This window comes from Kocuria sp. TGY1127_2 (genome assembly GCF_013394385.1).
Taxonomy (GTDB): Bacteria; Actinomycetota; Actinomycetes; order Actinomycetales; family Micrococcaceae; genus Rothia.
Map to the genome: position 1 here is coordinate 1,295,317 of NZ_AP022834.1, position 14,631 is coordinate 1,309,947.

13 protein-coding genes, 1 tRNA gene and 1 other RNA gene are annotated in these 14,631 nt (G+C 60.6%); 5 read left to right on the plus strand and 10 right to left on the minus strand.

The genetic code is table 11. The annotated features are described in order from the left end of the window. Positions 1–7 precede the first annotated feature (7 nt). From fabF to aceE, 5 genes are all read right to left on the minus strand, one after another. Positions 8–1,276, minus strand: a complete 1,269-nt coding sequence (fabF, locus tag sake_RS05850; RefSeq protein ID WP_129359793.1) for a beta-ketoacyl-ACP synthase II — start codon at positions 1,274–1,276, stop codon at positions 8–10. A 134-nt stretch (positions 1,277–1,410) separates the two neighbouring features. After that, positions 1,411–1,653, minus strand: a complete 243-nt coding sequence (locus tag sake_RS05855; protein ID WP_129359792.1) for an acyl carrier protein — start codon at positions 1,651–1,653, stop codon at positions 1,411–1,413. Between the two features lie 215 nt (positions 1,654–1,868). Continuing rightward, positions 1,869–2,897: a beta-ketoacyl-ACP synthase III gene (locus sake_RS05860; RefSeq protein WP_178945602.1), complete on the minus strand. Its 1,029-nt coding sequence runs from the start codon at positions 2,895–2,897 to the stop codon at positions 1,869–1,871. 29 nt (positions 2,898–2,926) lie between these two features. Further along, positions 2,927–3,829: an ACP S-malonyltransferase gene (locus sake_RS05865; protein WP_129359790.1), complete on the minus strand. Its 903-nt coding sequence runs from the start codon at positions 3,827–3,829 to the stop codon at positions 2,927–2,929. A gap of 102 nt (positions 3,830–3,931) precedes the next feature. Next, positions 3,932–6,673 (minus strand): pyruvate dehydrogenase (acetyl-transferring), homodimeric type, encoded by a 2,742-nt coding sequence (gene aceE, locus sake_RS05870; protein ID WP_178945603.1) that lies wholly within the window; start codon positions 6,671–6,673, stop codon positions 3,932–3,934. Positions 6,674–7,023: 350 nt separating this feature from the next. Between aceE and sake_RS05875 the strand changes: the two genes are divergently transcribed. The 3 genes from sake_RS05875 (at position 7,024) to gndA (ending at position 9,358) form a co-directional block, all read left to right on the plus strand. Continuing rightward, positions 7,024–7,437 carry a DUF3052 domain-containing protein gene (locus sake_RS05875; protein WP_238147618.1) on the plus strand — a complete coding sequence of 138 codons (414 nt, stop codon included), beginning with the start codon at positions 7,024–7,026 and terminating at the stop codon, positions 7,435–7,437. A 131-nt stretch (positions 7,438–7,568) separates the two neighbouring features. Next, positions 7,569–7,641: transfer RNA gene (locus tag sake_RS05880), tRNA-Val, on the plus strand. Between the two features lie 187 nt (positions 7,642–7,828). Continuing rightward, positions 7,829–9,358 carry an NADP-dependent phosphogluconate dehydrogenase gene (gndA, locus tag sake_RS05885; protein WP_178945604.1) on the plus strand — a complete coding sequence of 510 codons (1,530 nt, stop codon included), beginning with the start codon at positions 7,829–7,831 and terminating at the stop codon, positions 9,356–9,358. A 75-nt stretch (positions 9,359–9,433) separates the two neighbouring features. Here gndA and epsC read toward each other — a convergent pair whose 3' ends face one another. The 3 genes from epsC to msrA form a co-directional block, all read right to left on the minus strand. Next, positions 9,434–10,018, minus strand: coding sequence for a serine O-acetyltransferase EpsC (gene epsC / locus sake_RS05890; RefSeq protein ID WP_129359787.1), 585 nt, complete (start codon positions 10,016–10,018; stop codon positions 9,434–9,436). A 210-nt stretch (positions 10,019–10,228) separates the two neighbouring features. Continuing rightward, positions 10,229–11,164 carry a cysteine synthase A gene (gene cysK / locus sake_RS05895; protein ID WP_129359786.1) on the minus strand — a complete coding sequence of 312 codons (936 nt, stop codon included), beginning with the start codon at positions 11,162–11,164 and terminating at the stop codon, positions 10,229–10,231. Positions 11,165–11,247: 83 nt separating this feature from the next. Then, the gene (gene msrA, locus sake_RS05900; RefSeq protein ID WP_178945605.1) at positions 11,248–11,775 is read right to left on the minus strand and encodes a peptide-methionine (S)-S-oxide reductase MsrA; all 528 of its coding nucleotides are present in this window, start codon (positions 11,773–11,775) and stop codon (positions 11,248–11,250) included. Positions 11,776–11,870: 95 nt separating this feature from the next. Here msrA and sake_RS05905 point away from each other — a divergent pair, with 95 nt between their 5' ends. Beyond that, positions 11,871–12,779: a Nif3-like dinuclear metal center hexameric protein gene (locus sake_RS05905; protein WP_178945606.1), complete on the plus strand. Its 909-nt coding sequence runs from the start codon at positions 11,871–11,873 to the stop codon at positions 12,777–12,779. Positions 12,780–12,804: 25 nt separating this feature from the next. Here sake_RS05905 and rnpB read toward each other — a convergent pair. After that, an RNA gene (gene rnpB / locus sake_RS05910) (RNase P RNA component class A) lies at positions 12,805–13,175 on the minus strand. A 28-nt stretch (positions 13,176–13,203) separates the two neighbouring features. Between rnpB and sake_RS05915 the strand changes: the two genes are divergently transcribed. Next, positions 13,204–13,965 carry a YaaA family protein gene (locus tag sake_RS05915; RefSeq protein WP_129359783.1) on the plus strand — a complete coding sequence of 254 codons (762 nt, stop codon included), beginning with the start codon at positions 13,204–13,206 and terminating at the stop codon, positions 13,963–13,965. 39 nt (positions 13,966–14,004) lie between these two features. Here the strand turns inward: sake_RS05915 and def are convergent, their stop codons facing one another. Beyond that, positions 14,005–14,586, minus strand: coding sequence for a peptide deformylase (def, locus tag sake_RS05920; protein ID WP_178945607.1), 582 nt, complete (start codon positions 14,584–14,586; stop codon positions 14,005–14,007). Between the last annotated feature and the right edge of the window lie 45 nt (positions 14,587–14,631).

Here is a 14,631-nt window from a genome sequence, read left to right on the forward strand (position 1 = left end):
CGTCAGGTCAGTCCACCGTGCGGAATGCAGCAACCGAGTTGTGTCCGCCGAATCCGAACGACGTGGACAACGCCACGATCTCTCCGGCCGGCAAATCACGAGCATCCGTCACGACATCCAGGTCGATCTCAGGATCCTTGTTCTCGAGGTTGATGGTTGCAGGTGCCTTCCGGTCCTTCAACGCCATAACGGTCATGACCGCTTCGAGAGCTCCGGCAGCACCCAGAAGGTGTCCCGTCATGGACTTGGTCGCCGAAACCGCAATGTGGTCCGTGTGCGAACCCAAGGCCACATGCAGAGCGGTCGCTTCCGCGGGATCGCCCACCGGGGTCGACGTCGCGTGAGCGTTGACGTGCACTACGTCCTTCGGATCGATTTCGCCAGCCTTCAAGGCTTCGTCGATACTGCGCGCGGCTCCGGAACCTTCGGGATCATTGGCAGTGATGTGGTAGGCGTCCGAGGAAACACCGGTACCTGCCAGCTCGGCATATACGCGGGCCCCACGGGCCTTAGCGTGTTCTTCCGACTCCAGAATCAGTGCGGCCGACCCTTCGCCCATCACGAACCCGTCACGGTCAACATCGTACGGTCGTGACGCGCGTTCGGGGTCGTCGTTGCGCTTGGACAAAGCCTGCATCTTCGCGAAGGACGCCAAAGTCATGGGGTGGATCGCCGATTCGGTACCTCCCGAGATGACGACGTCGGCCTTGCCGCTGCGAATCAGATCGAGCGCGACGTGCAAGGACTCGGTGCTGGAAGCACATGCCGAAACCACGGTTTGTGCCGCTGCGCGAGCTTTGTGATTCAGTGCGATGGCTGCCGAGGATCCGTTCGGCATCAGCATCGGGACCGTCATCGGCAGAATGCGCCGGGGACCACGCTCCCGGAGAGTGTCCCAGCTATTCAGCAAGGTCCACACGCCCCCGATTCCGGTACCGAAGGAGACCGCAAGCCGCTCGGGGTCGAGCTCTTCGGCTTCCTCGGCGTCCGAAGCGCTGAAACCAGCGTCCTGCCATGCCTGCCGTGCGGCGATGACAGCGAACTGGCCCGATGGGTCAAGGCGCTTGGACTCGACTTTGGAAATGAATTCGGAATCTTCAACTGACTGGCTGACGCGACCCGCGATGTAAACGGGCAGATCGTACTGCGAAACCCAGTCCTCGGTGATGGCCTTGATGCCGGAGACACCCTGAAGGGCGTTCTCCCACGTCTCGGATACGGTCCCGCCAATGGGACTGAACGCCCCAAGGCCAGTGACTACTACTTTCTGACTCATCTCACGTCTTTCTTATCTCCGCCCGTGGATTCGGGGCATGGTCCGCACCGGACGACCTATCCGTGGGCGGGGGTAACACTTGGGGAGAAGCCAGGGCGCGGCACCCGAGGCACCGCGCCCGTACCCAACAACTCCTAGGAAGCGTTGGCGATGAAATCGACTGCGTCGCCCACAGTGGTCAAGTTCTTGACCTCTTCGTCCGGAATGGTCACGCCGAACTTCTCTTCGGCGTTGACGACGATGGTCATCATCGAGATCGAATCGATATCGAGGTCCTCGGTGAAGGACTTCTCGAGCTGAACGTCCGCGGTCTCGACGCCCGTCTCTTCGTTGACGATCTCGGCCAGGCCGGAGAGGATCTCGTTCTTGTCAGCCATGGTGTGTACTCCTTTGATTCGTGATCACGCGACGTTCGCGCGGCGCGTGGGATGCATGCGGCTCCGCAGAGCCGTGGGGTCCCGCGTTCACGGGCTTTATCCGTTATTTACTGTATCGTTTCGATGCCCGACGCGCCGGTAGATATCTCTGCCTGACGTGCTGGGTTTTACATCTTGTTGATCCGAGGCGGAGCCAGTTGCTCCGGCTTGGGCGGCTAGGGGAGGATGACGACCTGCGCAGCATAGACCAGTCCGGCGCCGAAGCCGATCTGGAGGGCGGGACGTCCTGACAACTCAGGGTTTTCCTGGAGCAGCCGGTGGGTGGCCAGCGGAATCGATGCCGCGGAGGTATTGCCGGAATCCGCGATATCGCGAGCAACCACCACGTTCTCAGGCAATTTCAGGGTCTTGATCATCTGATCGATGATGCGCATATTCGCCTGGTGGGGAATGAAAGCGCCCAGATCTTCGGCCTCGAGGCCTGCTTCGTCGAGAGCTTGTTGGGCAACCTTCGCCATCTCCCACGCTGCCCACCGGAAAACGGTCGGACCGTCCTGGTACAGAGTAGGCCACACCTTCTCGCCGTCTTCGACCGGATTGTTGACCCAGTCCCGATTGCGTAGCTCGAGCATGGAGTGGGTCATATTGATGGTTTCCCACTTGGACCCGTCGGAGCCCCACACCGTAGGGCCGATCCCTGGCTCATCGGAAGCCCCGATGACGACCGCGCCGGCGCCGTCGCCCAACAAGAACGAAATGGAGCGTTCGGAATTGTCGATGAAGTCGGACAGCTTCTCAACTCCGACGACGAGCACATTCCTGGCCGTACCTGCCCTGACGAGCGAGTCGGCTTGGGCGATTCCGTAACAATATCCGGCGCAAGCCGCCGAAATGTCATATGCGGGGGCAGGCGTGACACCGATTTCCTCCGCAAGTTTGGCGGCCATCGAGGGGGTCGCGTAAGGATGCGAGACCGTCGAGACGATGACGCCATCGATCTGTTCGGCCGCGACACCTGAACTGTCCAAAGCTTCTTTGGCAGCCTCGACCGCGAGGTCGAAGGCGGATGTATCGGCATCGGCCCGACGCCGCGTATTGATACCGGTCCGTGTCCGGATCCATTCGTCAGATGAGTCGATCCACCGGCACACGTCATCATTGGTCACGACGACGTCCGGCCGGGCGGCACCAAGGCCGAGGATCTTGGCTGACTTCTGAACGGGTTTGGTCTTGAGAGTCACCACGCTGGTCTCTTTTCCTCGCTGGGCTGGCTTTACTCGGTGACGACGTCGTCGAGTTGGTCGGGCGAGTTGAGTGCAGTCGCGGAAATCCCCTTCATGCCCCGTTTGGCCAAGCCGACAAGCGTTCCGGCTGGAGCAAGTTCGAGGATCTGGTCCACTCCTTCGTCGAGCATGGTCTGCATGCACAGGTCCCAACGGACCGGGCGGGTCACTTGGTCGACCAAGCCTTGGAGGGCCGCCGCACCGGAGGTGACCGGTTTGCCGTCCTTGTTGGACAAAAGGGTTGTGACGGGTTCGTGCGTCGGCAGCTCGTGGGCGATCTCCTGCAGGTCGCCGACCGCCGGGCGCATGTAGGAAGTGTGGAACGCGCCGGCAACCTTCAACGGAATGACGCGCGTCTTTGCGGGTGGGTTCTCGGCAAAGGCTTGAAGTTTGTCTTCAGATCCGGCCGCCACGATCTGGCCGGGGCCGTTCGCGTTAGCTGCGGTCAGACCGGCTTCCTCAATGGCAGCACGGACGTCTTCTTCCTGGCCGCCCAGTACGGCCGCCATTCCTGAAGGTTCGGCTGCGGAGGCCCTCGCCATGCCGTCGCCGCGAACCTTGATGAAACGCATCGCGTCCTCGGGCGTCATGACACCGGAGAGCGCTGCGGCGGTGACTTCACCGACCGAGTGGCCTGCCCACAGAACTCGTCTTTCACCGATACGCTCCCCGAGAAGCTCGCCGACGACTATTCCTGCCGCAACGATCAGCGGTTGTGCGATCGCGGTGTCCTTGATGGTTTCCTCGTCGGCTTCGGTGCCATAGTGGATGAGATCGAGGCCCGCCGCGTTTCCGAGGGTCGAGAGCCTTTCGGAAACGCCATCTAACTCTAGCCACGGGGCCAAAAATCCGGGTTTTTGTGAGCCCTGTCCAGGGCAAAGTATTGCTAACACGATGTCCAGCTTTCCAGAATCCTTCGAATCAGTCACGTCGCAGTAAAAAGCGCTGTGGCCGGACCCCTTCACAGGAGCCGACCACAGCGCCGATTTCATCGATTACGAGTCGCCACCGGCATTGCCGCTGGTTCCCGCATTGACGTCCAACAAATCGTATTTTTCGATCGCCTTGGAGGGCGCGTCCGCATCCACCTCGCCACGTTGTGCAAGCATCTCCAGGGCACGGACCACCATCGAGTGCGCATCGATGTGGAAGAAGCGCCGGGCACCGGCACGAGTGTCGGAGAACCCGAAACCGTCGGCCCCCAGGCTTGCAAATTCGTTCGGAACGAACTGACGAATCTGATCCGGAACCTCGGAGACGAAATCGGACGACGCGACGATCGGGCCCACAGCTCCTTCGAGTTGCTGGGTCACGAACGGTACACGTGCCGGCGCCTCCGGGTTGAGCATCGATTCCCGCTCGGCCGCAAGACCGTCACGACGCAACTCGTTCCAGGACGTCACGGACCACACATCGGCGGAAACGTTCCAATCCTTCGCGAGGATCTCTTGCGCCTCAAGCGCCCACGGAACACCCACGCCGGATGCGAGCAACTGGGTCCGGGGACCGTCGACCTCGGCGGGCTTGAGCAAGTAGATGCCCTTGACGATGCCCTCGACGTCCACGTCCTCCGGCTCGGCCGGCTGAACGATCGGCTCGTTGTACACCGTCAGGTAGTACATGACGTTGTGGTCTTCGTCTCCGGTACCGTACATGTGCTCGAGGCCGCGCTTGACGATGTGCGCGATCTCGTAGCCGTACGCCGGATCGAAATGGCGGACTGCCGGGTTGGTCGAGGCCAGAATGGGCGAGTGCCCGTCCATGTGCTGCAGACCCTCGCCGGTCAAGGTCGTGCGTCCAGCGGTCGCGCCCACGATGAATCCGCGGGAGAGCTGATCCGCGGCCGCCCAGAAGGCGTCGCCTGAGCGCTGGAAACCGAACATCGAGTAGAAGATGTAGACCGGAACCATGGGGATGCCGTGGGTCGAGTACGAAGAACCGACCGCGGTGAATGCGGCGGTAGCCCCGGCTTCGTTGATGCCTACGTGAAGAAGCTGTCCCTGCGCGGACTCCTTGTAGGCCAGCATCAGCTCGCGGTCCACGGAGAGGTAGTTCTGCCCGTTCGGGTTGTAGATCTTGGATGTCGGGAAGAACGAATCCATGCCGAATGTGCGGGCCTCATCGGGAATGATCGGCACAACGTGCTTGCCGAATTCCTTCTCGCGCATGAGGTCCTTGAGCAAGCGGACGAACGCCATGGTCGTGGCGGCCATCTGCTTTCCAGAGCCCTTTTTCGCTACCGAGTAGGCTTTGTCGGAAGGCAAAACGAGCTCGCGCTGAGACCCGTCACGGTAGGGGATGAATCCGCCGAGCTCCTTGCGACGCTCGAGCATGTACTTGATCTCGGGCGAGTCCTTGCCCGGATGATAGTACGGCGCTCCGTAGAGGTCCTTTTCGAGTTCCTCATCGGAGATCGGGATACGCAGACGGTCACGGAAGACCTTGAGGTCCTCGAGCGTCAGCTTCTTCATCTGGTGTGTCGCGTTGCGTCCCTCGAAGTGGCTTCCGAGGCCGTAGCCTTTCACGCCCTGTGCGAGGATGACGGTCGGCCGCCCCTTGGTCTCCATGGCCTGCTTGTAGGCCGCGTACACCTTGCGGTAGTCGTGCGCGCCGCGCTTGAGCGCCCAGATGTCTTCGTCGGACATGTCCGAAACCATCTCTTTGGTTTCGGGGGAGCGGCCGAAGAAGTGCTCGCGAATGAATCCACCGGATTCGGCTTTGTATGTTTGGTAATCGCCGTCCAAGGTCTCGTTCATGATGCGAACGAGCTCGCCGTTCTGGTCCTTGTCCAGCAGTTCGTCCCACTCGCGGCCCCACAGGACCTTGATGACGTGCCAGCCTGCGCCGCGGAAGAAGGCTTCAAGTTCCTGAACAATCTTGCCGTTACCGCGAACCGGTCCGTCGAGGCGCTGGAGGTTGCAGTTGACGACGAAGGTCAGGTTGTCCAACTTGTCATTGGCGGCGAGCTGAAGAGCGCCGCGTGACTCCGGCTCGTCCATCTCACCGTCGCCGAGGAAAGCCCAGACGTGCTGCTGCGAGGTGTCCTTGATACCGCGGTTGTCAAGGTACTTGTTGAACTGGGCCTGGTGAATCGCGTTGAGGGGTCCCAAGCCCATCGAAACGGTCGGGAACTGCCAGAAATCGTCCTTACACCGGGGGTGCGGGTAGGACGGCAGGCCATTCTCGCCTTTGGTCTTTTCCTGCCGGAATCCGTCGAGCTGCTCTTCAGTCAGACGGCCCTCGAGGTATGCGCGGGCATAGTTGCCGGGCGAGGAGTGGCCCTGGAAATAGATCTGGTCTCCGCCGCCCGGGTGGTCCTGGCCGCGGAAGAAGTGGTTCAAACCGACTTCGTACAGTGTGGCGACACCTGCGTAACTGGAGATGTGACCACCTACCCCGATTTCGGGGCGCTGCGCACGGTGGACCATGACCGCAGCGTTCCAACGCATGAGGGCACGGTACCGGCGCTCGATTTCCTCGTCGCCGGGGAATTCGGGTTCCTGATCCACGGGGATCGTATTGACGTAGTCCGTGGTGGTGACGGTCGGGACCTGGATGCTCTTGGCACCAGCACGCTGGAGAAGGCGTCGAATGATGAACTGCGCACGTTCCGTGCCCTGTGCCTCGACCAAGGCATCAAATGCCTCGATCCATTCTGACGTCTCTTCGTGGTCCTGATCCGACAGGCCCAGGGTGAGGGCACTGAGGATGTGGTCATTCGTCTCTGAGGGAGCCACGTTGAACCTCTCTTTGTCGATGTGAGGAGAAAGCTCACATCCCGTGACGGGATGATAACGGCAGGCACACTCGACCCACCTGGGCTTTAGTCCTATGGTGTCACAACTGATCGGGTCAGGATGACTTTTGACGTTGATCGGCCCCGGCTTGGAGGGCAAAATAGCCCTTCGATCCCCGTAGAATTGGGAAACTAGAATTTCAACAGTGTTCGGGATCACCCACTGCCTGGTTCTACTTGATAGTGTAGGCAATCCAGTGTTGGCTTAGAGTCAACGCGATTGCGATGCACCCATCGCAAAGCTCGGTCCGGGGCATGTCCGGAGCGATCCAATATTCAGGAGGAAAATACGTGAGCGAGACCAAGACCGCCGGAGATCGTCCGGCTGTCCTGCTTGGTTTCAAGGATGGGGATCTCATCCAAGAGTTCGGATATGACGAGGACGTCGATTTCGCCCTTCGGGACGATCTGGAAGACGTCACCGGATCCGAGCTCCTCGACGAAGAAGACCAGGAAGTTGTGGACGCCGTTCTCTTCTGGTGGAGAGATGGCGAAGGTGACCTCGTGGACGCCCTTGTCGACTCGCTGACCACCCTGGACGAGGGCGGTGTTGTCTGGGTCATGACCCCGAAAGCGGGGCGGGACGGTCATGTGCCACCTGCCGATATTCAGGAAGCGGCTCCGACGGCCGGCCTCAAGCTCACCACGAGTGTTCAGGTCAGCGAAGAGTGGTCCGCGACACGACTGGTGACGACTCGATTCTGAGTCTCGAGAGGGTGTGTTCAACGCCACGGCGTTGAAGCCCTTCTCGAATTAACACCGGTTCATCGGTTCATGTACTGTAATCAATCAGATCGGGTGCTGGCCGCTGTAAAAGCGGCCCACTCGATTGTCAAGGGTCTTTAGCTCAGCTGGTAGAGCGCCACGTTTACACCGTGGATGTCATCGGTTCGATCCCGGTAGGACCCACCGACAGCACAAGGCCGGTTCCTTTCACAAGAAGGAGCCGGCCGTCTGCGTTGCTGTAGGGGAAGATCAGCTCACGGTGTCCCCACCGCGTCGTCATGTTCCGGTCATGTGTACGCCGTGTGCGATCCCGAAGCAGTTTTCGGGGTGCCCCTGCTCGTCAGCAACGTTTTGCGCGTAATCTGGACTCATGGCAGTTGAAAGCACTTCTCCCCAAAAGTCCGAGGCAAATTCCGGCAAGGCGCAGATCGGTGTGACTGGTCTGGCGGTTATGGGCGCCAATCTGGCGCGCAACCTGGCCCGCAACGGTTACACCGTTGCGTTGCACAACCGCACCACAGCCAAGACCGACGAGCTGTTGGCCAAACACGGCGAGGACGGTCAATTCATCCGGACCGAAACCCTGCAGGAATTGGTCGACTCTCTGGAACGTCCAAGGCGGATCCTTATCATGGTCAAGGCCGGTGCGCCGGTTGACGCCGTGATCGAATCCTTGATCCCGTTGTTGGACCAGGACGACATCATCATCGACGGCGGAAACTCCTACTTCAAGGACACGATCCGACGCGAGAAGGAGTGCGCCGAACACGGCCTGCACTTCGTCGGTGTCGGAGTCTCCGGTGGCGAAGAAGGAGCTCTCAACGGACCGTCGATCATGCCGGGTGGCTCCAAGCAGTCCTACAAGTCTCTCGGTCCCATGCTCGAAAAGATTTCAGCCAAAGCCGACGACGGCGCCCCGTGCTGCGCGTGGATCGATACAGATGGCGCCGGTCATTTCGTCAAGATGGTCCACAACGGCATCGAATATGCCGATATGCAGGTTATTGGGGAAGCCTTTGATCTCCTCCGCTCCGTTGCCGACCTCGAACCCCAGGAGCAGGCCGAGGTCTTCCAGGAGTGGAACAAGACCGATCTGAATTCGTACCTGATCGAGATCACCTCAGAGGTGCTGTCCCAGGTGGACGAGAAGACCGGTAAACCGCTCGTGGACGTCATCGTCGACCAGGCGGGACAGAAGGGAACAGGTCGGTGGACCGTTCAGTCTGCTCTTGATCTCGGTTCCCCCGTGTCGGGGATCGCTGAATCAGTCTTCGCGCGTGCACTGTCTTCATCCAATCCCGCTGCGCGCGAAGAAGCGCAGGAGAAGCTGCCCGCGGGCCTGATCGCAGCAACTGGGGTCGCCAAGGGCGATCCCGAGTTCGTCGAAGATGTGCGCAAGGCTTTGTACGCTTCCAAGCTCGTTTCCTACGCCCAGGGCTTGGACATGCTCTCTTCCGCCGGCGAAGAATTCGGCTGGGACCTCAAGCTGGACACCATCGCGTCGCTGTGGAGGAACGGCTGCATCATCCGTGCCGAACTGCTTGCGGAGATCATGGAGGCGTACAAGGGAGACAACGCGCCGGTGAACATGTTGCTCGCTCCCGGGTTCCTGAGCACCCTCGAAGATCTGCTGCCGTCCTGGCGTCGTGTGGTCAGCAAGGCTACGGCCCTGGGCGTTCCCGTCCCGGTCTTCGCCTCGTCACTGTCCTATTACGACGGCCTCCGTCGGGGCCGTCTTCCCGCCGCCTTGATACAGGGACAACGGGACTTCTTCGGCGCTCACACGTATCAACGCGTCGACGAAGACGGAACCTTCCACACCTTGTGGTCCGAGGACCGTTCAGAGGTCAGCAGCGCGGGCGAGAAGGCTCCTGCTCCCGTGGGCCGGCAGACCAAGTAGTTCGACCCGGTTATTGACGAAAACGCCCGCTCGCAGTGAATCGCGAGCGGGCGTTTTCGTCAACAGAAGCAGACTTTAGATCCACATGGCCGGGTCGATGTAGGTCACCGGATCGACTAATGGTGCTTTCTTCTCCGGGGTCCGGGGACGTGCCTCGGCCGGGATCCCGGTGACGATCGATGAAGCGGGGGCGTCGTGCACGACGACGGCGTTGGCGCCGACCGCTGAATCGTCTCCGATCACAATCGGTCCAAGAACTTTGGCGCCCGCCCCGACCGTGACGCGGTTCCCGAGTGTGGGGTGCCTCTTGACTTTCTCCAGGGAACGGCCGCCCAGGGTCACTCCGTGGTAGAGCATGACGTCGTCACCGATCTCGGTGGTCTCGCCGATCACGACGCCCATACCGTGGTCAATGAAGAAGCGTCGACCGATGGTTGCCCCCGGATGGATTTCGATCCCGGTGAGCCAGCGGGTGAGCTGGGAAAGGGTGCGGGCCAGGGTGCGAAGCTCATTCTTCTGCCACAGCCGGTGAGTTATCCGGTGGATCCAAATGGCGTGAAGTCCCGAGTAATTGAGGACAATTTCAAGGTCCCCTCGCGCTGCGGGGTCGTGCGTGCGTGCTGTGGTCAGGTCTTCCCTGAGACGGCTGAGGAAACTCACGGTGTCGCTTTCATCGTGGGGTGCGGGCGCAGAGGGCTCTGAGGCACTCGGCTGCCGGCGAGGTACAGGTGGGATGCAGATGCTTCGTCTGGGTTCAACCGCTGATTTGCCGCCCCTATTCCCGCAAACGGGGACGGAGGCCGAAATCAGAACTGTGCCCACACGAATTCTCGCGTGGGCACAGGCTGCGTACTGAAACGTGAGTGGTGATCAGCCGCGGATGTCTTCGTACAGAACGGTCGAAATGTAACGCTCCGCGAAGTCGCAAACCACGGTCACGATGAGCTTGCCTTCGTTCTCGGACTTCTTGGCCTCTTCCAATGCGGCCCAGACGTTGGCTCCGGAAGAGATACCGCCGAGGATGCCTTCTTCTGCACCGAGCTGTCGGGCGACGCGGACGGCGTCGTCGAGGTTCACGTCGGTTACGGAGTTGTAGATCTCGCGATCCAGCGTCTCCGGGAGGAAATTGGCACCGAGGCCTTGGATCTTGTGAGGGCCGGCCTTGCCTTCGGTCAGAAGCGGGGAATCGGAAGGTTCTACCGCAACGATCTTGATGTCCGGGTTCTGCTCCTTGAGGTACTTGCCCGCGCCCGAGATGGTTCCGCCTGTGCCAATGCCCGCAACGAACAGGTCGACCTCGCCATCGGTGGCATCCCAGATCTCGGGTCCGGTGGTGTCGTAGTGAACCTGGGGATTTGCTTCGTTTTCGAACTGACGGGCCAGGACGGCGTTGTCTGAGTTCTCCACGATCTCGGCGGCCTTGTCCACGGCGCCGCGCATGCCTTCGGCACCCGGGGTCAGGACGATTTCGGCGCCGTAGGCGCGCAACATCACTCGACGTTCGGTCGACATGGTCTCGGGCATGGTCAGAACGACCTTGTACCCCCGTGCGGCACCGACCATGGCCAAGGCAATGCCGGTGTTGCCGGAAGTGCCCTCGACGATGGTCCCACCCGGACGCAGCTGTCCCGACTTCTCGGCGGCATCGATGATGGCCTTGCCGATGCGGTCCTTGACGGAATTAGCGGGGTTGTAGAACTCAAGTTTGACCGCCACGTTGCCGGGCAGGTCCTTGTCCAGCTGGTTGAGCTTGACCAATGGGGTCGCCCCAATGGCCTCGGTGACGTTGTCGAGAATTTTAGCCATGTTGTCGCCTTTCTAGAGCTGTAAAACGGCGTAAACGAGAAAGGTCCCGTACTGTTTCACTACGGTAGCCCGTGAGTGCCGCCTTAGGCGGCTACGAGCCACATCTTGTAATATTCCCTGGCTCGGCGGAGCTTGGGATCGATGATCACTTGGCAGTACCCGTTGTTGGGGTTCTCACGTTCGAAGTTCTGATGAATGTCTTCTGCCGGGTGAAAAGTTTCGAGCGGCTCCAAAGTCGTGACGATCGGCCGGTCGAAGAGCTGTTGAGCCCGGTCGATCTGGCTCTGGAAGAATCTCTTCTCTTCTTCGTCCTTATAGAACAGGGCCGAACGGTACTGAGTCCCGACGTCGTACCCTTGCCTGTTCAAGCTGGTGGGGTCGTGGGTCGTGAAGAACATGTCCATGATGACGTCTTCCGGAACCACGTTCTCGTCGAATCGGACTCGTATCGCCTCGGCGTGACCGGAGCTGCCGCCGCAAACTTCTTCGTAGGTCGGGTGGGACGTGCGGCCTCCGGTGTATCCGCAGACCGAGGACTCCACTCCTCGAGTTCGTTGGTAAACGGCATCCAAGCACCAGAAACATCCGGCGGCTACGGTGAATTCTTTCATGCGCTCCATTCTGGTCCTCCCGGAGCCGTGACGTCACCGGGGTTCGCTGTTGGGGGAGCCGTGGCAATGAATACGGCAATCCTTAGACTGGATTCATGAAGACTCCTCGCTTGAACGACGTCGTCCGTGCAGCTCATGAACTCTGGCCAGTTTCGCTCGCCGAAGGGTGGGACGCGAGCGGCCTGGTGAGCGGACGAGGAGACCAGCTCGTCCGAAGAATCATGTTCGCGGTAGATGCCGTCCAAGCCACTGCGCGGGAAGCGGTCGGGGCCGAGTGCCAATTGCTCCTGACCCACCACCCGTTGTTGCTCCGCGGCGCCCAATTTCTGCCGGCGTCCAGCGACAAGGGCGCCGTATTGCATACTTTGATTGAAGGCGGATGCGGCCTGTTGGCTTCCCACACCAATGCGGACAGCATGGCAGGAGGCGTCTCTGATGCGCTGATGACAGCCTGTGGAATCGAGACTTCCGTTCCGTTGTGTGACCCCGATTCCGAGACCGGGATCGGCCGGGTAGGTGACCTTCCGGAGGAAATCACGCTCGAGAGATTGGGGCAGAGGCTGTCCTCCACTTTGCTGCCGACCGCTGGGGGGCTCCGAATCGCTGGCCCGAGGGACGGCGTCGTGCGCCGCGTTGCGGTGTGCGGCGGTGCGGGAGATTCGTTGTTCGCCGAGGTTCGGAGCGCAGAAGCCGACGTTTACGTCACTGCAGATCTTCGGCACCATCCGGCGTCAGAAGCACGTGAACGCGCGCTGTTGGCCGGGGGAAAGCCGTACCTTATCGACTGTTCGCATTTCGCGAGTGAAGAACTGTGGCTCGCTCATGGCGCACGGATGCTCCGTAGCAGGCTGGCTGCGCAAGGGTATGAGGTCGAAACGCTGTTGAGCAGTCTCAATACTGATCCCTGGGATTTCACAATTCATCCGGATTCCGCCCCGTCATCCGCGTCGACGGAACCGGATGCGATCGGCTATGCGCGGGAACGACGGACCGCAGGCCAATAGACGTTACGTTTTCTCTGCTTTGCGGGGGACGGGTCGGCCTATAAGCCGGGTTTTGTACTGGCGCTCGGTTTCCCTTGCGCAGCGGCGATCATCCATCTAGCCCCTTGATTGCTCAAGGGGTCAAGCGGCCTACCCGAATGCTTGGGGCGAGCAGCCCTCGTGACGCACTCTGTCTGGCCTTGCTCCGAATGGGGTTTACCGAGCTTCCCGCGTCACCGCGGGAACTGGTGGTCTCTTACACCACCGTTTCACCCTGACCCGCCGAGGCGGGCGGTCTGCTTTCTGTGGCACTGGCCTGCGGGTTGCCCCGAGTGGACGTTATCCACCATTCTGCCCTGCGGAGCCCGGACTTTCCTCGAGGCGTGATACACGCCGCGCGATCGCCCGGCCGACCCGTCCGTTGGACAACTCTACACTGGAAGGGATGTTGATTTTGCTTCCTCCCTCAGAGTCCAAGACCGCTCCCGATTCAGGTCCGAGCGTCAACCTTTCGGAGCTGAGCTTTCCCGAACTCACAGAAGCCCGCGAAGCCATGCTCGAGCGGCTCATTGAGGTCAGCTCTCGTGACGACGCTGCCGACTTCCTTAAAACGGGTCCTAGCTTGACCACGGAGGTCCAACGGAACACTCGTCTCGCTCACGAAGCCAGCGCACCGGCGCTAGACGTCTACACCGGGGTGCTTTTCGACGCGTTGGACTACCCGAGCCTCTCGACGAATGCCAAGGAGCGGGCTCGACGGTCCGTGGTGGTCATCTCCGCGTTGTGGGGAGCGGTGCGACCAGAAGATGTAATACCTGCTTATCGCTTGTCCATGGGGTCCAGGGTCGCACCGAAGGGCACCCTCGCGGCGTGGTGGCGATCGGAGCTCAAGCCGGTTCTGGACGAATACAGCCGAGGCCATCTGGTGATCGATTGCAGGTCATCGAGCTATGCGGCGGCATGGAGGGCACCCTCCGAGAGGACGGTGACGATTCGGGTCGAACGGGAACTCGATGGCAAACGTCAGGTCGTCTCACATATGGCCAAACATTTCCGCGGGAAAGTCGCCCGAGCGCTCCTCGAATCCGAAATGGTGCCTGAGAGCGTCCCAGAACTCGTCGAGATTCTTAACTCTCAATGGAAAGTTGAGTTTCAGGAAGGGGGCGGTTCGGGGCAATCCTTGACTTTGGTTCTCGGTAGTGACTAGGTGATACGCGAAGTTCAAAGGTCAAGTTAGACCTCATGTTTAATCTTCGGAGTGGCCGAATGGGTCCTCGTCGACCCCGGGCGTCCACGTCAGGCCGGCAACCCCCCAGCCTTCCTTCTTGATGGCTTTCTTGGCTCGCTTTCCCCATCGCTCATTGAGGCGATCGACGTAGAGCTTGCCGTCCAGGTGATCGGTCTCGTGTTGCATGACCCGCGCGAACCACCCATTTGCCTCGAACTCGATGGGTGCTCCGAACTCGTCCTGGGCATTGACTCGGACCCAATCGGCGCGTTTCAGCGGGAAGGAGAGACCCGGTACCGAAAGGCAGCCCTCGGCTTCTTCTTCCTTGTCCGGTTCCACCTCGGAAATTTTGCCGAGCGTAAGACGGGGATTGATGAGTACCCCTCGGTCGGGGGCGTCGTCGTCGTTTTCATAGGAGAAAGTGAAAAGCCGCCACGGGACGCCGACCTGTGTTGCCGCAAGGCCTACTCCATGGGCGAGGTCCATGGTCTCGTACATGTCGGCCACAAGCGTGCGCAGATCGTCATCGAAGACCGTGACTGATTGCGTCGGTGCGTGCAGGACGGGTTCGCCGGTAATCACGATGGGGCGTACGGGCATGAGGTCTCCAGTGCAGATCAAGTGTTGATGTCTACCCATACCGTA

Coding starts and splice junctions, on each gene's coding strand:
- fabF (WP_129359793.1), bottom strand. CDS start 1,276: ATGAGTCAGAAAGTAGTAGTCACTGGCCTTGGGGCGTTCAGTCCCATT.
- sake_RS05855 (WP_129359792.1), bottom strand. CDS start 1,653: ATGGCTGACAAGAACGAGATCCTCTCCGGCCTGGCCGAGATCGTCAAC.
- gndA (WP_178945604.1), top strand. CDS start 7,829: ATGGCAGTTGAAAGCACTTCTCCCCAAAAGTCCGAGGCAAATTCCGGC.
- cysK (WP_129359786.1), bottom strand. CDS start 11,164: ATGGCTAAAATTCTCGACAACGTCACCGAGGCCATTGGGGCGACCCCA.
- msrA (WP_178945605.1), bottom strand. CDS start 11,775: ATGAAAGAATTCACCGTAGCCGCCGGATGTTTCTGGTGCTTGGATGCC.
- sake_RS05905 (WP_178945606.1), top strand. CDS start 11,871: ATGAAGACTCCTCGCTTGAACGACGTCGTCCGTGCAGCTCATGAACTC.
- sake_RS05915 (WP_129359783.1), top strand. CDS start 13,204: ATGTTGATTTTGCTTCCTCCCTCAGAGTCCAAGACCGCTCCCGATTCA.
- def (WP_178945607.1), bottom strand. CDS start 14,586: ATGCCCGTACGCCCCATCGTGATTACCGGCGAACCCGTCCTGCACGCA.